Here is a 17,538-nt window from a genome sequence, read left to right as displayed (position 1 = left end):
AGGTAAAAACATTAATTGAAGGTTAATACTATGAAAGCATTACATTTTGGCGCAGGTAATATCGGGCGCGGCTTTATCGGTAAACTGCTGGCCGACGCGGGAATCACCTTAACATTTGCCGATGTGAATCAGGTCGTTCTGGATGCCCTGAACGCCCGTCATAGCTATCAGGTGCACGTTGTCGGCGAAAACGAGCAGGTGGACACCGTCTCCGGTGTCAACGCCGTGAGCAGCATCGGCGATGAGGTCGTTGAGCTGATTGCCAGCGTGGACCTGGTCACCACCGCCGTCGGCCCGGTCGTGCTGGAGCGCATCGCCCCGGCCATTGCCAAAGGGCTGGTCAAGCGTAAAGCGCAGGGGCTTGAAGCCCCGCTGAACATCATCGCCTGCGAGAACATGGTGCGCGGAACCACGCAGCTGAAGGGCCACGTGTTTAACGCGCTGGCCGAAGAAGACAAAGCCTGGGTAGAAGCCCACGTCGGCTTCGTCGATTCCGCCGTTGACCGTATTGTGCCGCCGTCCGCGTCCGCAACCCACGACCCGCTGGAAGTCACCGTGGAGACCTTCAGCGAATGGATTGTCGATAAAACCCAGTTTAAGGGCGCCCTGCCCGCGATCCCGGGCATGGAATTAACCGACAACCTGATGGCATTTGTCGAACGTAAGCTATTCACCTTAAACACCGGACATGCTATAACCGCCTACCTCGGAAAACTGACGGGTCACCAGACGATTCGCGACGCGATCCTCGATGAGAAAATTCGCACCATCGTCAAAGGAGCCATGGAAGAGAGCGGCGCGGTGCTAATTAAGCGCTACGGCTTTGATGCCCAAAAGCACGCCGCCTATATCCAGAAGATTCTCGGTCGTTTCGAGAACCCGTATTTGAAAGATGACGTTGAGCGCGTTGGCCGCCAGCCGCTGCGTAAACTCAGCGCGGGCGATCGCCTGGTTAAGCCGCTGCTCGGCACGCTGGAATACGCCCTGCCGCACGCCAATCTGGTGAAAGGGATTGCGGCGGCGATGCACTTCCGCAGCGCAGAGGATCCGCAGGCGCAGGAGCTGGCGGCGCTGATTGCCGAGAAGGGCCCGCAGGGCGCGCTGGCACAGATTTCCGGTCTGGATGCCGCAAGCGACGTGGTGCTGGAGGCCGTTAACGACTATAACGCCATCAAATGAGGCACGAACAGGCGCGGCACGAACCGCGCCCACGACTACTCCTGTCAGATATGCAGGCAATAATGGAAGAAACACAGGCATTTGAAAACCGTGTGCTTGAGCGTCTGAATGCTGGCAAAACCGTACGAAGCTTCCTGATCGCCGCCGTCGAGCTACTCACTGAGGCGGTTAATATCCTGGTGCTTCAGGTATTCCGCAAAGATGATTACGCGGTGAAATACGCAGTGGAACCGTTGCTGGACGGCGACGGGCCGCTGGGCGACCTTTCCGTACGCCTGAAGCTAATTTACGGCCTTGGGGTGATTAGCCGCGCCGAGTATGAAGACGCCGAGCTGCTGATGGCCCTGCGCGAGGAGCTCAACCACGACGGCAACGAGTACGGTTTTACCGACGACGAGATCCTCGGGCCTTTTGGCGAACTGCACTGCGTCAGCGCGCTGCCGCCTCTGCCGCTATTTGATGAGAGCGATGCGGAACTGCTGGCGATGCAGAAGCTGCGCTACCAGCAGGTTGTACGCTCAACGATGATGCTGTCTCTGACCGAGCTGATTTCCCGAATCAGCTTAAAAAAAGCTTTTCAGAAACTCACGCTCTGACTACCACGCCTGTGCGCATCGCACGCTGCCGATACAGCTGCCCGCAATACTCCCGACGACAATGCTTCGCGGGGCAAAGCCGCGAGATTTCGATAAATAACTACCCACAGCACAACTCACAGCCCATACTATATGGCGTTGACCCCCCTTTATTAATAGATTAAATCACCATGAAAGAAGTCGAAAAGAATGAAATCAAGCGTTTGAGCGACCGTCTCGACGCCATCCGCCATCAGCAAGCCGATATGTCGCTGGTTGAAGCCGCGGACAAATACGCCGAGCTGGACAAAGAAAAAGAGACCATTGAAGCGGAAATCGTGCGCCTGCGCGCCGTTCAGGGCCAGAAGCTGAGCAAAGAGGCGCAAAAGCTCATGAGCCTGCCGCACCGCCGCGCGATCACCAAAAAAGAGCAGGCCGACATGGGCAAGCTGAAAAAAAGCGTGCGTGGCCTGGTTATCGTTCACCCGATGACCGCTCTGGGTCGTGAAATGAAGCTCACGGAAATGACCGGCTTCTCTAAAATCGCATTCTGATCCCCCTTCCCTCTCCGCCCGGAGAGGGGATTTTCTCTGCGTAACACACTCCCCCAGCATTTCGCCAAATTGGCCCAACCAATGATTTCTTAAATCGTCCAATAGTTCACATATCCATCATTTTTAGTCACAACTATATTGCCCATCAATAACATTTGGTTAACCATTCGTTGTCGTTAATCCTATAACACCCTATTGGCTGGGCCAGTTTTACAAATGATGTGACCTGCAAGGAGCGCAGACTCTGCACGGCATCATGGTGGCCCGATGGAGACCTGCATGAACCTCTGGCAACAAAATTACGATCCGGCCGGTAATATCTGGCTCTCGAGCTTTATCGCATCGCTACCGATTCTGTTTTTCTTTTTTGCCCTGATTAAGCTCAAGCTCAAAGGGTACATCGCAGCCACCTGGACCGTCGCCATTGCGCTGGCGGTGGCGCTTTTGTTCTATAAAATGCCGGTCGACCGCGCGCTGACCTCCGTGGTCTACGGCTTCTTCTACGGCCTGTGGCCCATCGCCTGGATTATTATTGCCGCCGTATTCGTCTACAAAATCTCGGTGAAGACCGGGCAGTTCGAGATTATCCGCTCGTCCATTCTCTCCATTACCCCGGACCAGCGCCTGCAGATGCTGATCGTCGGCTTCTCCTTCGGCGCCTTCCTCGAAGGGGCGGCGGGCTTCGGCGCGCCGGTGGCGATCACCGCCGCGCTGCTGGTGGGTCTCGGCTTTAATCCCCTCTACGCCGCGGGCCTGTGCCTGATTGTCAACACCGCGCCGGTAGCCTTCGGGGCGATGGGGATCCCCATTCTGGTCGCCGGGCAGGTCACCGGTATCGACAGCTTCGCTATCGGCCAGATGGTCGGACGCCAGCTGCCGTTCCTGACGATTATCGTGCTGTTCTGGATTATGGCGATTATGGACGGCTGGCGCGGCGTCAAGGTGACCTGGCCTGCGGTCATCGTCGCCGGCGGCTCCTTCGCGATTGCGCAATACCTCAGCTCAAACTTCCTCGGCCCAGAGCTGCCGGATATCATCTCCTCGCTGGTATCGCTGGTCTGCCTGACCCTGTTCCTCAAGCGCTGGCAACCGGTGCGCATCTTCCGCTTTGGCGATATGGGCGCCGCGCAGGTCGATCAAACCCTGGCGCGCACGCACTACACCGCCGGCCAGGTCATTCGCGCCTGGTCGCCGTTCCTGTTCCTGACCGCGACCGTCACGCTGTGGAGCATCCCGCCGTTTAAGGCCCTGTTTGCGCCAGGCGGGGCGATGTACGACTTCGTGATTAATATCTCCGTGCCGTTCCTCGATAAGATGGTTGCGCGCATGCCGCCGGTGGTCAGCGCCGCGACGCCTTACGCCGCGGTGTATAAATTCGACTGGCTGTCGGCCACCGGTACCGCCATTCTGTTCGCGGCTATACTTTCCGTAGTCTGGCTGCGCATGAAGCCGAAGGACGCGCTGATCACCTTTGGCAGCACGTTCAAGGAGCTGGCGCTGCCGATTTACTCTATCGGTATGGTTCTGGCGTTCGCGTTTATCTCGAACTACTCCGGGCTGTCGTCAACGCTGGCGCTCGCTCTGGCGCATACCGGCCACGCGTTTACCTTCTTCTCGCCGTTCCTCGGCTGGCTGGGGGTGTTCCTGACCGGTTCAGATACCTCGTCGAACGCGCTGTTCGCCGCGCTGCAGGCCACGGCGGCCCAGCAAATCGGCGTTTCCGATATTCTGTTGGTTGCCGCCAACACCACCGGCGGAGTTACCGGGAAGATGATCTCCCCGCAGTCCATCGCCATCGCCTGTGCGGCGGTAGGCCTGGTGGGCAGGGAGTCTGACCTGTTCCGCTTTACCGTAAAACATAGCCTGATCTTTACCTGTATGGTCGGCGTCATCACCACGCTGCAGGCCTACATCTTAACCTGGATGATCCCGTGATAGTCATGCCTAAGCGCCTTGCCGACGACGTCGCCCGTCGCGTGCGGGAGCTGATTGAAGAACAAAACCTCGAGGCGGGCATGCGATTGCCCGCCGAACGGCAGCTGGCCGCCCTGCTCGGCGTATCGCGTAACTCGCTGCGCGAGGCGCTGGCGATGCTGGTTAACGAAGGGCTCCTGCTGAGCCGACGCGGCGGCGGGACCTTTGTCCGCTGGCAGCACGAGCCGTGGTCGGAACAGAATATCGTGCAGCCGCTGAAAACGCTGCTCGCCGACGACCCCGACTACAGCTTTGATATTTTGGAAGCCCGCCACGCCATTGAGGCCAGCACCGCCTGGCACGCGGCGATACGGGCAACCGATGGCGAAAAAGAGAAAATCCGCCTCTGCTTTGAAGCCACCCAGAGCGAAGATCCGGACCTGGCCTCCCAGGCCGACGTCCGCTTCCACCTGGCGATTGCCGAGGCGTCGCACAACGTGGTGCTGCTGCAGACCATGCGCGGCTTTTTCGACCTCCTGCAATCGTCGGTCAAGGAGAGCCGCCAGCGGATGTACCTTGTGCCGCCGGTTTTCGCCCGCCTGACCGAACAGCATCAGGCCGTGATGGACGCCATTTTTGCCTCCGACGCCGAGGGCGCGCGCCAGGCGATGATGGCCCACCTGGGCTTTGTCCACGCCACGATTAAACGTTTTGATGAAGATCAGGCCCGCCAGGCGCGCATTACCCGCCTGCCCGGCGCCCACAATGAAAATTCCAGGGAGAACTCGTGATGATTATTTCAGCCGCCAGCGACTACCGCGCCGCCGCCCAGCGGATCCTGCCGCCGTTCCTGTTTCACTATATCGACGGCGGTGCCTACGCCGAGCACACGCTGCGCCGCAACGTTGAGGACCTCTCCGACGTGGCGCTGCGCCAGCGGGTGCTGAAAAATATGTCGGACCTGAGCCTGGAAACCACGCTGTTCAAAGAAAAGCTCACCATGCCGGTGGCGCTGGCCCCGGTCGGCCTGTGCGGGATGTACGCCCGCCGCGGCGAAGTGCAGGCAGCAGGCGCGGCGGATGATAAGGGCATTCCGTTTACCCTCTCCACGGTTTCCGTGTGCCCAATTGAAGAAGTGGCGCCGACCATCAAGCGCCCGATGTGGTTCCAGCTGTACGTCCTGCGCGATCGCGGCTTTATGCGCAACGCGCTGGAGCGCGCGAAGGCCGCGGGCTGTTCCACGCTGGTCTTTACCGTGGATATGCCGACGCCGGGGGCCCGCTATCGCGACGCCCACTCCGGCATGAGCGGCCCAAATGCGGCGATGCGCCGCTACTGGCAGGCGATGACCCACCCGCAGTGGGCGTGGGACGTTGGCCTTAACGGTCGCCCGCATGACCTCGGCAATATTTCCGCCTATCTTGGCAAGCCGACCGGTCTTGAAGACTATATCGGCTGGCTGGCCAACAACTTCGATCCGTCTATTTCATGGAAAGACCTGGAGTGGATCCGCGAATTCTGGGACGGCCCGATGGTGATCAAGGGGATCCTCGATCCGCAGGACGCGCGCGATGCGGTGCGCTTCGGCGCCGACGGTATCGTGGTTTCCAACCACGGCGGCCGCCAGCTCGACGGCGTCCTCTCCTCCGCCCGCGCGCTGCCCGCCATCGCCGATGCGGTGAAGGGCGATATCGCGATTTTTGCCGATAGCGGAATTCGCAACGGCCTCGACGTGGTGCGGATGATTGCCCTGGGCGCCGATAGCGTACTGCTCGGCCGCGCCTATCTGTACGCGCTGGCCACCCATGGCAAGCAGGGCGTAGCCAACCTGCTGAACCTGATTGAGAAAGAGATGAAGGTGGCGATGACCCTGACCGGGACCAAAACCATCGCTGAAATCAGCCGCGACTCGCTGGTGCAGAACGCCGACGCGCTGCAGACCTTCGGCGCGCTGAAGCAGGGTAACGCCGCGTAATTCGCCCGCCCGGCGCTCTCCCGCAGGGATGAGGGCCGGGGAAATATCTGCTATTCTGCCCCCCGCCATCAAGAGCCTAATGAGACAGGGCAGCATGCTGAACATTGTACTATTCGAACCAGAGATCCCGCCGAACACCGGCAATATTATCCGCCTGTGCGCCAACACCGGCTTTAGCCTGCATATCATCGAGCCGATGGGCTTCGCCTGGGACGATAAGCGTCTGCGCCGGGCCGGGCTGGACTATCACGAGTTTACCGCCGTTCAGCGACATCACGACTACGCGGCGTTTGTCGCAAGCGCCAGCCCGCAGCGCCTGTTTGCGCTCACCACCAAAGGCACGCCGGCCCACAGCGCGGTAAGCTATCAGGAGGGTGATTTTTTGCTGTTTGGCCCGGAAACCCGCGGTCTGCCGGCCAGCATTCTTGATGCGCTGCCGGCAGAGCAGAAAATCCGTATTCCGATGATGCCGGACAGCCGCAGCATGAACCTGTCAAACGCGGTGTCGGTGGTGGTATATGAGGCCTGGCGCCAGCTGGGATATCCGGGCGCGGTATTGCGTAGTTAACTACTCGGGCGTTTCGGCGCAGTCTGGAATGGACTGCGCGCAGCGCGTGAGGGCGGCTAGCGCGGCCCGACGCCGGGCCGGCCGCTAAGATAGCCCGATGCTAGATCCCGTCGCCGTACTCAAACGTATGGTGGATGCCGTTAAAGTGCTGATCCATATCCATCGCCGGCTTATCGCTCTCCGGCTTGCCGACGATGCGCGCCGGCACGCCGGCGGCGGTGGTATGCGGCGGAACGGGCTGCAGCACCACAGAACCGGCGCCGATTTTAGCCCCGCGCCCCACTTCGATATTGCCGAGGATCTTCGCCCCGGCGCCAATCATCACGCCTTCGCGGATTTTCGGGTGGCGATCGCCGCTGGTTTTACCAGTACCGCCGAGGGTGACGGACTGCAGAATCGAGACGTCGTTCTCGATCACCGCCGTTTCGCCAACCACAATGCCGGTGGCGTGGTCGAGCATGATTCCACGGCCAATATTCGCCGCCGGGTGAATATCAACCTGGAAGGAGACGGAAACCTGGTTTTGCAGGAAAATCGCCAGCGCGCGCCGGCCCTGATTCCACAGCCAGTGGCCGATACGATAGGCCTGCAGCGCGTGAAATCCTTTGAGGTAGAGCAGCGGCGTGGAGTATTTATCGACCGCCGGGTCGCGGGTACGCACGGCCTGAATATCGCAGGCGGCGGCGGCGATCATTTCCGGGTCGGCGGCATAGGCCTCTTCCACCACTTCACGAATCGCGATGGCGGGCATAATCGGCGAGGCCAGCTTGTTAGCCAGCATATAGCTCAGCGCACTGCCGAGGTTTTCGTGCTTCAGCAGCGTGGCGTGGTAGAAACTGGCGAGCATCGGCTCACAGTCAGCTAAAGCCCGGGCTTCGGCTTTAATATTATTCCAGACGATATCCAGTTCTTCACACGACATTGCTGACTCCAGGCGATAGCATAATGACCGGCCAGTTCTATGCTGACCGGGTCATCGAGGTGACAAAGGTTCCTTTAAGGCTAATTGCTGCGCTCGTCCTTGCGCGCGCGACCTAATAGGGTCAATGCTGCCTCGCGCGCAATTTTTCCGCAATACAATACCTGATAAATTTCCTCGGTTATTGGCATTTCAACGCCTAAACGCTGTGCCAGAACGCGAACTTCCTTAGTATTGCGATAGCCTTCAACCACCTGACCAATCTTATCCTGCGCGCTTTGCACATCCATGCCCTCGCCGAGCATCATGCCGAAGCGGCGGTTACGCGACTGGTTGTCGGTACAGGTCAGGACCAAATCGCCCAGGCCCGCCATCCCCATAAAGGTTTCCGGATCGGCGCCCAGCGCCGCGCCCAGGCGAGACATTTCGACCAGACCACGGGTAATCAGCGCGGTGCGCGCGTTGGCACCAAAGCCGATCCCGTCGGACATCCCGGCGCCAATGGCGATAACGTTTTTTACCGCGCCGCCAAGCTGGACGCCAATAAAGTCTGGATTGATATAGACGCGGAAGCTTTTACCGCAGTGCAGCAGGTGCTGGAGATCGTCGGCAAACTGCGGGTCCGTCGAGGCCAGGGAGATGGCCGTCGGCAGCCCTGCGGCCAGCTCTTTCGCAAAGGTTGGACCGGAGATCACCGCCAGCGGAATATTCTCCCCCAGCGCTTCCCGCGCCACGTCCTGCAGCAGGCGGCCGGTTTCAGCTTCGAGACCTTTCGTCGCCCAGACCAGGCGCGCGTCGGAACGCATCAGCGGCTTAATCTGGCGCAGCACCTGGCCGAAGACGTGGCTCGGCACGACAACCAGAATATCGCGGCTGGCGGCCAGGGCGGTCGACAGGTCGCTCTCCAGATGCAGCGTATCAGGGAAGGGAACGTCAGGAAGAAAAGCGGCGTTGCAGCGATCGTTTTGCAGCGTCGCGATGTGCTTAGGGTCATGGCCCCAAAGCACAACGTGATGGCCATTTCTTGCCAGGGTGATGGCAAGAGCGGTGCCGTACGAGCCGGCACCGATCACAGTCATTGCAGCATTAAGTTCGTTCATCAGGCATCCTGATGCTGTTCGGCACCTTCGCCAGCCTGCTGCTGCAGATAGTTCATAAACAGCGCATCGAAGTTCACTGGCGCAAGGTTCAGTTGCGGGAAGGTACCGCGAGAAACCAGGCTGGTGATGCACTCACGCGCGTACGGGAACAGGATGTTCGGGCAGTATGCGCCGAGGCAGTGCGCCATCTGGTTGCCGTCAATGCCTTCGATGGAGAAGATGCCGCCCTGCTGTACTTCGCACAGGAATGCGGTTTCTTCGCCCAGCGCGGCGGTTACGGTCACGCGCAGCACCACTTCATAAACGCCTTCAGCCAGCTGGCTGGAAGCGGTATCCAGATCAAGTTTAACTTCTGGCTGCCAGTCTTTCTGGAAAACTTGCGGAGCATTCGGCGCTTCGAAGGAGATATCCTTGGTATAAATACGCTGGATCTGGAAAGTCATTTCGGTGCTGTTTTGTTCTGACATAGTAAAACCCTTTCGTGTTGTCCTTAAATACGCCTACCCGGCCTGGGTGGACGCAAAATTAGCGCAGCAGGGGATCAAGTCCACCACGTGAATCAAGCGCATACAAGTCGTCACAGCCGCCAATGTGCTGCTCATCAATAAAAATCTGCGGAACCGTGGTGCGACCGCTGCGTTGAATCATCTCTTCGCGCTTCGTCGCGTTGCCATCGATCGGCAGCTCGTTGAACGTCACGCCTTTGCTGTTCAGCAGCGCTTTAGCACGCACGCAGAACGGGCAGGTCGCTTTGGTATAGATATCAATATTGGCCATGACTTCACTCCTGTTTTTACCCTGAGGATTTTAGAACGCAGGCAAAGCGCGCGCTCTGCGGATAGCCGCAATGCGGGAACCCTGCTACGTCATAAAGGCGCGGGGTAAATTATTTGCCGCGTACCAGCGGAAGGTTTTCGCCACTCCAGCCGGCAATGCCTTCTTTCAGTACAAAGACCTTTTCGAATCCGGCTTTATTCAGCGCGCTCGCAGGCTCCTGCGCCTGCATACCGGAACCGTCTACCACTATAATGGGTTGTGCTTTGTGCTTTTCCAACTCACCCACGTTATTTGCCTTAATCTCGCTCGGCAGCAGGTTGAGGGAGCCGGCAATATGGCCTTTACGGAAATCGTCACGCTGACGCAGGTCGACAACCACCGCGTCCTCTTTGTTGATCAGACGCGTCGCTTCACCGCGGGTAATGACTTTAATTTTCGACGTCAGCCCTTTAAAGGTGGTGAACAGCACCGCACCCAGCAGCGCGATCCACGCGATGCTCAGGACGGGGTGACGGCCGACGAATTGCATAATTTCTTGCATGGGGGGTTACAACTCCCGACTAAGTGATAAAAAAACCAGGCAAGGAGTATACCTGTGCATTGCGGCAAATACAGCCAGTGAGCGCGATGTAATGCATTTTCTGCGGCACGCCGCGAAAAAAACGCCTCCTTGCCGTGTCCCTGCGGCCTGGCCGCTCCCTTTCTTTGATCTTTCACGGTGAATTGAACGATTCAGCTGTAGTAAAATTACGCAAATTTTCTGTCTTTGAGCATGAGGTTGTCGCAATGTCGGTTTCTAAAAAACCTATGGTACTGGTCATTCTGGATGGCTATGGCTACCGTGAAGAGCAGCAGGATAACGCTATTTATAGCGCAAAAACCCCCGTCATGGACGCGCTGTGGACGAAACGTCCTCATATGCTGATTGACGCTTCGGGCCTCGAAGTGGGCCTGCCGGATCGCCAGATGGGCAACTCCGAAGTGGGCCACGTTAACCTTGGCGCCGGTCGTATCGTTTACCAGGACCTGACCCGTCTTGATGTCGAAATCAAAGAGCGGACGTTCTTTGCTAACCCGGTACTGACCGCGGCGGTAGACAAAGCGGTTGCCGCAGGTAAAGCGGTGCACATCATGGGCCTGATGTCTCCCGGCGGCGTTCACAGCCACGAAGACCACATCATGGCGATGGTTGAACTGGCGGCAGAGCGCGGCGCGGAGAAAATCTACCTGCACGCCTTCCTCGACGGCCGCGATACTCCGCCGCGCAGCGCGCAAAGCACGCTGGCGAAGTTCGAAGACAAATTTGCCGCCCTCGGCAAAGGCCGCGTGGCCTCGATTATCGGCCGCTACTATGCCATGGATCGCGACAACCGCTGGGATCGCGTCGAGCAGGCATATAACCTGATGACCCTGGCGCAGGGCGAGTTCCAGGCCGATAGCGCCGTTGCCGGTCTGCAGGCCGCCTACGCGCGCGATGAGAACGACGAATTCGTCAAAGCCACCGTGATTCGCGCCGCGGGCCAGGCCGATGCGGCAATGGAAGACGGCGACGCGCTGATTTTCATGAACTTCCGCGCCGACCGCGCTCGTGAAATCACCCGCGCCTTCGTCAACGCCGATTTCGACGGCTTTGCGCGTAAGAAAGCGGTTAAGCTCGATTTCGTGATGCTGACCGAATACGCCGCCGACATCAAAGTCGCCTGCGCCTATCCGCCGGCCTCACTCGCAAATACCTTCGGCGAGTGGATGGCGAAAAACGATAAAACGCAGCTGCGTATCTCGGAAACGGAAAAATACGCGCACGTGACCTTCTTCTTTAACGGCGGCGTCGAAGAGCCGTTTAAGGGCGAAGATCGTATTTTGATCAACTCGCCGAAAGTCGCGACCTACGATCTGCAGCCGGAAATGAGCTCCGCCGAGCTGACGGAAAAACTGGTTGCGGCCATCAAAGGCGGCGAGTACGACACCATTATCTGTAACTATCCGAACGGCGATATGGTCGGCCACACCGGGGTCATGGAAGCGGCGATTAAAGCCGTCGAAACGCTGGATAACTGTATCGATCAGGTGGTCAACGCGGTCGAATCCGCCGGCGGCCAGCTGCTGATCACCGCCGACCACGGCAACGCGGAGCAGATGCGCGATCCGGCGACGGGCCAGGCCCACACGGCCCATACCAACCTGCCGGTACCGCTGATCTACGTCGGTGATAAAACCGTAAAAGCGGCCGCCGATGGCAAACTTTCCGACATCGCGCCGACCATGCTGTCGCTGATGGGAATGGAAATCCCGCAAGAGATGACTGGCAAGGCGCTGTTCATCGTGGAATAATCCTTCCCCATGAGGGGAAAGGCGACTTATTCAAATACATGGATCGCAACGACAGTACGATCCGTTCTTTACGCCAGCGCGTTCAGCGCTGGCGTATTGCTGTGCGCCGTACCAGCCCATGCGGACGATCGCGATCAGCTAAAATCCATTCAGGCCGATATTGCCGCTAAACAGCGGGCGATACAGCAGCAGCAGCAGCAGCGCTCTTCCCTGCTCGCTCAGCTAAAGACCCAGGAAGAAGCCATCTCCGCCGCCGCCCGCAAGCTGCGCGAAACCCAGGCCACCCTGACCCAGCTGAACAAGCAGATTGACGAGATGAACGCCTCTATCGCCAAACTGGAGCGCCAGCGCGCCTCGCAGGAGCGTAACCTCTCCGCCCAGCTGGACGCCGCGTTTCGTCAGGGGCCGCACACCGGCATGCAGATGATCCTCAGCGGCGAAGAGGGCCAGCGCAACCAGCGTATCCAGGCCTACTACGGCTATCTCAACCAGGCCCGCCAGGAGACTATCGCGCAGCTGAAGCAGACGCGCGAAGAGGTCACCGCGCAAAAGGCCGAGCTGGAAGAGAAGCAGAGCCAGCAGCAAACGCTGGCTTACGAGCAGCGCGCGCAGCAGGCTAAGCTTGAGCAGGCGCGCAACGAGCGTAAAAAGACGCTTTCAGGCCTCGAATCCTCCATCCAGCAGGGTCAACAACAGCTGAGCGAAATGCGGGCTAACGAATCGCGTCTGCGCGGCCGCGTTGCCCAGGCAGAAGCGGCGGCTAAGGCTCGCGCGGAGCGCGAAGCCCGCGAGGCGCAGGCGGTCCGCGATCGCCAGCAGGATGCATCCCGCAAAGGCACCACCTATAAACCATCCGAAAGCGAACGTTCCCTGATGTCCCGTACCGGCGGACTGGGTTCGCCGCGCGGCCAGGCCTACTGGCCGGTTCGCGGCACGCTGCTTCACCGCTATGGCGAACAGCTGCAAGGTGAACTACGTTGGAAGGGGATGGTTATCGCCGCGTCTGAAGGCACCGAGGTCAAAGCGATAGCGGATGGCCGGGTGATCCTCGCCGACTGGCTGCAGGGCTACGGCCTGGTGGTGGTCGTGGAGCACGGTAAAGGCGATATGAGCCTGTACGGCTATAATCAAAGCGCGCTGGTCAGCGTCGGAGCTCAGGTCCGTGCGGGCCAGGCGATTGCCCTCGTCGGCAGCAGCGGCGGTCAAGGCCGTCCGTCGCTCTATTTCGAAATTCGTCGCCAGGGTCAGGCGGTCAATCCACAGCCGTGGTTGGGAAGATAAGTTTTGCTTCAATTTCGCAGAATTGCACTCGCGGTAGCCGGTACGCTGGCTTTCGCTGCGCCAGCTTTGGCTGGCAAACTCTCTATTGTTATTGACGATTTTGGCTATCGTCCACAGACGGAAAACCAGGTGCTGGCGCTGCCGGCCACGATCTCCGTCGCCGTGTTACCCAATGCCCCGCACGCCCGGGAAATGGCGACCAAAGCGCACGGCCTCGGCCATGAGGTGCTCATTCACCTGCCGATGGCGCCGCTCAGCAAGCAGCCGCTGGAAAAAGACACTCTGCGTCCGGACATGAGCAGCGCCGAGATCGAACGCATCATCCGTGAAGCCTATGGCAAAGTGCCGTACGCCGTGGGTCTGAACAACCATATGGGCAGCGCGATGACCTCTAACCTGTTCGGGATGCAGAAGGTGATGCAGGCGCTGGAGCGCTACAATCTCTACTTCCTCGATAGCGTGACCATCGGCAATACTCAGGCGATGCGCGCCGCGCAGGGTACCGGTGTGAAGGTGATTAAGCGCAAGGTGTTCCTCGACGATACGCAGAATGAAGCGGATATCCGCGTCCAGTTCAACCGGGCGATCGCCCTGGCGCGGCGTAACGGTTCGGCGATTGCTATCGGCCACCCGCACCCCACCACGGTGCGCGTGCTGCAGCAGATGGTCTATAGCCTGCCGTCGGACATTACCCTCGTGCGCCCGAGCAGCCTGCTAAACGAGCCGCAGGTGGATACCTCCACGCCGGGTACCGTCCCGCCGTCGCAGAGCGTGCCGCCGACGAAGCCGCATAATCCGTTCCGCGGCGTGAAGTACTGCAAGCCGCAGCGTCCGCTGGAGCCGGTGAACGCCGGCCGCTTCTTTACGATTCTGAGCGAAAGCATTAGCCAGAGCACGCTGGTGCAGTATTACCGGCTGAAATGGCAGGGCTGGGATAATCCGACGAACTAAACGGAACGGGAATCCGGATGCTTTTCTGCCGCGGATTCCCGTTTATCCCCATCGGCATACCAGGCTTTAAAATATTTCAGGAAGCTGTAGAAGGTGGCATACAGCCCGGTCACCAGCCCAACCTTTCCGCTACGCCACGCCCCGCTGAACAGATACCACTTAAAAAATGCGCCAATCGCGCTGATAGCTCCGCGAGCCAGCGACGGCCGGATCTTCTGGTGTTTAACCAGCCGGGTGGTATAGCTATTGAGCTTATTGAAGACTTCATGCAGCGAGTAGAAGGTATCGTGGCGGACGCGGCCGGGCAGCCTGATTGAGCGGCCGTAGCCGACGACGCGATCGTCCACCGGGCGATCGTTAAAGGCCGCCGCGGTGCGGTTGAACAAGCGCACCGGATAATCCGGCGATGAAACGGGGTAAATGGTTCTCACCGCCTCCCCCAGCACGTACCAGTAGCGCGGCAGGCGCCACGCGCAGCCGGGATCGATATCCGGCCCGGCTTTGAGCCTGAGAATGACGGCAACGACCTCGGCATCGAGGATTTCGTCGCTATCCATACACAGCACCCAGTCGTGGCTGGCCAGCGCCGTAGCGTAGTTCATCTGCGCGCCGTGGGTGGTATAGGCGTGGTGATGGACCTGCAGCCCGAACTGCCGGCAGATATCCAGCGTCGCATCCGTGCTGCCCGAATCAACGACAATACACTCATCCGCCACCTGTAATAGCGGCGGCAAAACGTCCCTCAGCAGGCGGGCGGAGTCACAGGTTAGCAGGCAGACGGCGAGTTTAGGCATAGCATTTATAAGGTTAAAGCATGGGTAAACAAACTGTATAAACGACCTGGCAAAAAATCGATTTAGAAATAGTGCGTTTGCAATGAAGTATGTTTGAAATGTTATCCACATCCCAATAAAAAAGCGCCCGCAGGCGCCTGGAGATGCGCCAGCAAACGGGTTTCATCTGCTGGCGCGGCGGATAACGGACGTTTAATCCCAGCTCAGAATCACTTTACCCGACTGGCCGGAGCGCATCGCGTCAAAGCCCTGCTGGAACTCATCGATGCCGAAACGGTGGGTGATAATCGGCGACAGATCTAAACCAGACTGGATCAGCGCCGCCATCTTGTACCAGGTTTCAAACATTTCGCGGCCGTAAATCCCCTTGATGAACAGTCCCTTAAAGATAACTTTGGTCCAGTCGATAGACATATCGGAAGGCGGAATGCCCAGCATCGCAATCCGGCCACCGTGGTTCATGGTATCCAGCATGGTACGGAACGCCGGCGGCGCGCCGGACATCTCCAGACCCACGTCGAACCCTTCGGTCATCCCCAGCTCGGCCATCACGTCGGCAAGGCTCTCCTGCGCAACGTTAACCGCGCGGGTGACGCCCATCTTGCGCGCCAGGCTCAGGCGGTATTCGTTGACGTCGGTGATCACCACGTTGCGCGCGCCGACGTGCTTAGCGACCGCCGCCGCCATGATGCCAATCGGGCCGGCGCCGGAAACCAGCACGTCTTCGCCGACGAGGTCGAAGGAGAGCGCGGTGTGGACGGCGTTGCCGAAGGGGTCAAAAATTGACGCCAGATCGTCAGAAATGTTGTCAGGAATTTTGAAGGCATTGAAGGCCGGGATCACCAGATACTCGGCAAAACAGCCGGGGCGGTTAACGCCAACCCCGATGGTGTTGCGGCACAGGTGGGTGCGCCCGGCGCGACAGTTACGGCAGTGGCCGCAGGTAATATGACCTTCGCCGGACACGCGATCGCCCAGCTTAAAGCCGCGCACTTCCTGACCGATACCCACCACTTCGCCGACGTATTCGTGCCCGACGACCATCGGCACCGGGATGGTCTTCTGCGACCACTCATCCCAGTTATAGATGTGTACGTCGGTACCGCAAATAGCGGTCTTACGGATTTTAATCAGCAGATCGTTGTGGCCGACTTCCGGTTCCGGTACGTCGGTCATCCAGATGCCTTCTTCCGCTTTCAGTTTGGATAACGCTTTCATCTCACACCCTCAGGCAATGACGCCCAGTTGTTTGCCGATGCGGGTAAAGGCTTCCACCGCACGTTCAATTTGTTCAGGGGTATGCGCCGCAGACATCTGGGTGCGAATACGCGCCTGGCCTTTTGGTACCACCGGATAGAAGAATCCGGTGACGTAAATACCCTCTTTTTGCAGCTCGCGGGCAAAATTCTGCGCCACGGTCGCTTCGCCGAGCATCACCGGGATAATGGCGTGATCGGCGCCCGCCAGGGTAAAGCCCGCCGCGGTCATTTTTTCGCGGAACAGGCGCGCGTTGGACCACAGGCGGTCGCGCAGCTCGGCGCCGGATTCCACCATCTCCAGCACTTTGATAGAGGCGGCGACGATCGCCGGAGCCAGCGAGTTGGAGAACAGATACGGGCGTGAGCGCTGACGCAGCCACTCAACCACCTCTTTGCGCGCCGCGGTATAGCCGCCGGAGGCGCCGCCCAGCGCCTTCCCGAGGGTGCCGGTGATGATATCCACCCGACCCATTACCTCGCAGTACTCGTGGGAGCCGCGGCCGTTTTCGCCGACAAAGCCGACGGCGTGAGAGTCGTCGACCATAACCAGCGCGTCGTATTTATCCGCGAGGTCGCAGACGCCTTTCAGGTTGGCAATCACGCCGTCCATGGAGAACACGCCGTCGGTGGCGATCAGCACGTGACGGGCGCCGGCCTCGCGCGCCTCTTTCAGCCGCGCCTCCAGCTCCTGCATGTCGTTGTTGGCGTAGCGGAAACGCTGCGCTTTGCACAGGCGTACGCCGTCGATGATCGACGCATGGTTCAGAGCATCGGAAATAATCGCGTCTTCCGGCCCCAGCAGGGTTTCGAACAGGCCGCCGTTGGCGTCAAAGCAGGAGGAGTAGAGAATCGCATCTTCCATGCCGAGGAACTCGGCCAGCTTCTTCTCGAGCGCTTTGTGGCTGTCCTGGGTCCCGCAAATAAAGCGCACGGAGGCCATGCCGAAGCCGTGACTGTCCATACCGGCTTTCGCCGCGGCAATCAGCTCCGGGTGGTTGGCGAGGCCAAGATAGTTATTGGCGCAGAAGTTAATCACGCTATTGCCGCCGACGGTGATGTCCGCCTGCTGCGCCGATGTGATGATGCGCTCTTCTTTAAACAGCCCCTCCGCGCGAGCAGTATCCAGGCTATTGGTTAACTGTTGATAAAAATCACCACGCATTGCAACTCTCCAGATTCGGCAAAATTTGGCACATATTACCCAAAGCTATACGCTGATACGAGATGATGCATGCCTGAATGAATTATTTGCAGCATAAATCACGCTCACCCGGCACCTTTTCTGCGAAGGGCTGAAGCCTGTCTCATGTGGTGATATGATAGAAGCATTCATGTCCGGATTATCTCTGGACTCCATACTT

General features: G+C 59.1%; 18 protein-coding genes. 10 read left to right on the top strand and 8 right to left on the bottom strand.

Going from position 1 to position 17,538, the window contains the following annotated elements:
* Positions 1–30: 30 nt before the first annotated feature.
* From mtlD to trmL, 7 genes are all read left to right on the top strand, one after another.
* On the top strand, positions 31–1,179 hold the full coding sequence (gene mtlD / locus AC1M2H_RS01020; protein ID WP_480149967.1) for a mannitol-1-phosphate 5-dehydrogenase: 1,149 nt from the start codon (positions 31–33) through the stop codon (positions 1,177–1,179).
* Complete coding sequence (gene mtlR, locus AC1M2H_RS01015) at positions 1,176–1,775, top strand: mannitol operon repressor MtlR (RefSeq protein ID WP_480149966.1); 600 nt, start codon at positions 1,176–1,178, stop codon at positions 1,773–1,775. Before mtlD ends, mtlR begins: the two co-directional genes overlap by 4 nt.
* Positions 1,776–1,945: 170 nt before the next feature.
* Positions 1,946–2,308 carry a YibL family ribosome-associated protein gene (locus tag AC1M2H_RS01010; protein WP_426813792.1) on the top strand — a complete coding sequence of 121 codons (363 nt, stop codon included), beginning with the start codon at positions 1,946–1,948 and terminating at the stop codon, positions 2,306–2,308.
* 279 nt (positions 2,309–2,587) lie between these two features.
* Positions 2,588–4,243 (top strand): L-lactate permease, encoded by a 1,656-nt coding sequence (gene lldP / locus AC1M2H_RS01005; RefSeq protein WP_480149965.1) that lies wholly within the window; start codon positions 2,588–2,590, stop codon positions 4,241–4,243.
* Positions 4,240–5,013: a transcriptional regulator LldR gene (gene lldR, locus AC1M2H_RS01000; protein ID WP_480149964.1), complete on the top strand. Its 774-nt coding sequence runs from the start codon at positions 4,240–4,242 to the stop codon at positions 5,011–5,013. Before lldP ends, lldR begins: the two co-directional genes overlap by 4 nt.
* A complete protein-coding gene (gene lldD / locus AC1M2H_RS00995; RefSeq protein ID WP_480152064.1) occupies positions 5,013–6,197 on the top strand; it encodes an FMN-dependent L-lactate dehydrogenase LldD in 1,185 nt (394 codons plus the stop codon). The genes lldR and lldD overlap by 1 nt, the downstream gene beginning before the upstream one ends.
* Before the next feature lie 94 nt (positions 6,198–6,291).
* Entirely contained in the window at positions 6,292–6,765 is a 474-nt protein-coding gene (gene trmL / locus AC1M2H_RS00990) for a tRNA (uridine(34)/cytosine(34)/5-carboxymethylaminomethyluridine(34)-2'-O)-methyltransferase TrmL (RefSeq protein WP_480149963.1), read from the top strand.
* A gap of 100 nt (positions 6,766–6,865) precedes the next feature.
* Here the strand turns inward: trmL and cysE are convergent, their stop codons facing one another.
* The 5 genes from cysE to AC1M2H_RS00965 form a co-directional block, all read right to left on the bottom strand.
* Positions 6,866–7,687: a serine O-acetyltransferase gene (gene cysE, locus AC1M2H_RS00985; RefSeq protein ID WP_480149962.1), complete on the bottom strand. Its 822-nt coding sequence runs from the start codon at positions 7,685–7,687 to the stop codon at positions 6,866–6,868.
* A gap of 80 nt (positions 7,688–7,767) precedes the next feature.
* Positions 7,768–8,784, bottom strand: coding sequence for an NAD(P)H-dependent glycerol-3-phosphate dehydrogenase (gene gpsA, locus AC1M2H_RS00980; protein ID WP_480149961.1), 1,017 nt, complete (start codon positions 8,782–8,784; stop codon positions 7,768–7,770).
* Entirely contained in the window at positions 8,784–9,251 is a 468-nt protein-coding gene (gene secB / locus AC1M2H_RS00975; protein WP_041143201.1) for a protein-export chaperone SecB, read from the bottom strand. Before secB ends, gpsA begins: the two co-directional genes overlap by 1 nt.
* Positions 9,252–9,309: 58 nt before the next feature.
* Complete coding sequence (grxC, locus tag AC1M2H_RS00970; protein WP_041143202.1) at positions 9,310–9,561, bottom strand: glutaredoxin 3; 252 nt, start codon at positions 9,559–9,561, stop codon at positions 9,310–9,312.
* Positions 9,562–9,670: 109 nt separating this feature from the next.
* On the bottom strand, positions 9,671–10,102 hold the full coding sequence (locus tag AC1M2H_RS00965; RefSeq protein ID WP_426813786.1) for a rhodanese-like domain-containing protein: 432 nt from the start codon (positions 10,100–10,102) through the stop codon (positions 9,671–9,673).
* Between the two features lie 245 nt (positions 10,103–10,347).
* On the opposite strand from AC1M2H_RS00965, the gene gpmM reads away from it, so the two are divergent.
* The 3 genes from gpmM to AC1M2H_RS00950 are packed head-to-tail and all read left to right on the top strand — an operon-like array spanning position 10,348 to position 14,124.
* Positions 10,348–11,892, top strand: coding sequence for a 2,3-bisphosphoglycerate-independent phosphoglycerate mutase (gpmM, locus tag AC1M2H_RS00960; protein ID WP_480149960.1), 1,545 nt, complete (start codon positions 10,348–10,350; stop codon positions 11,890–11,892).
* Positions 11,893–11,901: 9 nt separating this feature from the next.
* A complete protein-coding gene (gene envC, locus AC1M2H_RS00955; RefSeq protein WP_480149959.1) occupies positions 11,902–13,173 on the top strand; it encodes a murein hydrolase activator EnvC in 1,272 nt (423 codons plus the stop codon).
* A 3-nt stretch (positions 13,174–13,176) separates the two neighbouring features.
* Positions 13,177–14,124, top strand: coding sequence for a divergent polysaccharide deacetylase family protein (locus tag AC1M2H_RS00950; RefSeq protein ID WP_480149958.1), 948 nt, complete (start codon positions 13,177–13,179; stop codon positions 14,122–14,124).
* Here AC1M2H_RS00950 and AC1M2H_RS00945 read toward each other — a convergent pair.
* From AC1M2H_RS00945 to kbl, 3 genes are all read right to left on the bottom strand, one after another.
* A complete protein-coding gene (locus AC1M2H_RS00945) occupies positions 14,121–14,918 on the bottom strand; it encodes a glycosyltransferase family 2 protein (RefSeq protein ID WP_480149957.1) in 798 nt (265 codons plus the stop codon). The two genes, AC1M2H_RS00950 and AC1M2H_RS00945, sit on opposite strands and share 4 nt — an antisense overlap.
* 192 nt (positions 14,919–15,110) lie before the next feature.
* Complete coding sequence (tdh, locus tag AC1M2H_RS00940; protein ID WP_480149956.1) at positions 15,111–16,136, bottom strand: L-threonine 3-dehydrogenase; 1,026 nt, start codon at positions 16,134–16,136, stop codon at positions 15,111–15,113.
* 9 nt (positions 16,137–16,145) lie between these two features.
* Positions 16,146–17,339 (bottom strand): glycine C-acetyltransferase, encoded by a 1,194-nt coding sequence (kbl, locus tag AC1M2H_RS00935; RefSeq protein WP_426813780.1) that lies wholly within the window; start codon positions 17,337–17,339, stop codon positions 16,146–16,148.
* Positions 17,340–17,538: the final 199 nt, after the last annotated feature.

Source organism: Klebsiella sp. F11, assembly GCF_056712265.1.
Note: the sequence above shows the minus strand (reverse complement) of the source record. Positions and strands in the feature narration are given on the sequence as shown.

Coding starts and splice junctions, on each gene's coding strand:
- secB (WP_041143201.1), bottom strand. CDS start 9,251: ATGTCAGAACAAAACAGCACCGAAATGACTTTCCAGATCCAGCGTATT.
- tdh (WP_480149956.1), bottom strand. CDS start 16,136: ATGAAAGCGTTATCCAAACTGAAAGCGGAAGAAGGCATCTGGATGACC.
- AC1M2H_RS01010 (WP_426813792.1), top strand. CDS start 1,946: ATGAAAGAAGTCGAAAAGAATGAAATCAAGCGTTTGAGCGACCGTCTC.
- AC1M2H_RS00945 (WP_480149957.1), bottom strand. CDS start 14,918: ATGCCTAAACTCGCCGTCTGCCTGCTAACCTGTGACTCCGCCCGCCTG.
- cysE (WP_480149962.1), bottom strand. CDS start 7,687: ATGTCGTGTGAAGAACTGGATATCGTCTGGAATAATATTAAAGCCGAA.
- mtlD (WP_480149967.1), top strand. CDS start 31: ATGAAAGCATTACATTTTGGCGCAGGTAATATCGGGCGCGGCTTTATC.
- lldP (WP_480149965.1), top strand. CDS start 2,588: ATGAACCTCTGGCAACAAAATTACGATCCGGCCGGTAATATCTGGCTC.
- gpsA (WP_480149961.1), bottom strand. CDS start 8,784: ATGAACGAACTTAATGCTGCAATGACTGTGATCGGTGCCGGCTCGTAC.
- envC (WP_480149959.1), top strand. CDS start 11,902: ATGAGGGGAAAGGCGACTTATTCAAATACATGGATCGCAACGACAGTA.
- AC1M2H_RS00965 (WP_426813786.1), bottom strand. CDS start 10,102: ATGCAAGAAATTATGCAATTCGTCGGCCGTCACCCCGTCCTGAGCATC.
- lldD (WP_480152064.1), top strand. CDS start 5,013: ATGATTATTTCAGCCGCCAGCGACTACCGCGCCGCCGCCCAGCGGATC.
- trmL (WP_480149963.1), top strand. CDS start 6,292: ATGCTGAACATTGTACTATTCGAACCAGAGATCCCGCCGAACACCGGC.
- grxC (WP_041143202.1), bottom strand. CDS start 9,561: ATGGCCAATATTGATATCTATACCAAAGCGACCTGCCCGTTCTGCGTG.
- mtlR (WP_480149966.1), top strand. CDS start 1,176: ATGAGGCACGAACAGGCGCGGCACGAACCGCGCCCACGACTACTCCTG.
- gpmM (WP_480149960.1), top strand. CDS start 10,348: ATGTCGGTTTCTAAAAAACCTATGGTACTGGTCATTCTGGATGGCTAT.
- kbl (WP_426813780.1), bottom strand. CDS start 17,339: ATGCGTGGTGATTTTTATCAACAGTTAACCAATAGCCTGGATACTGCT.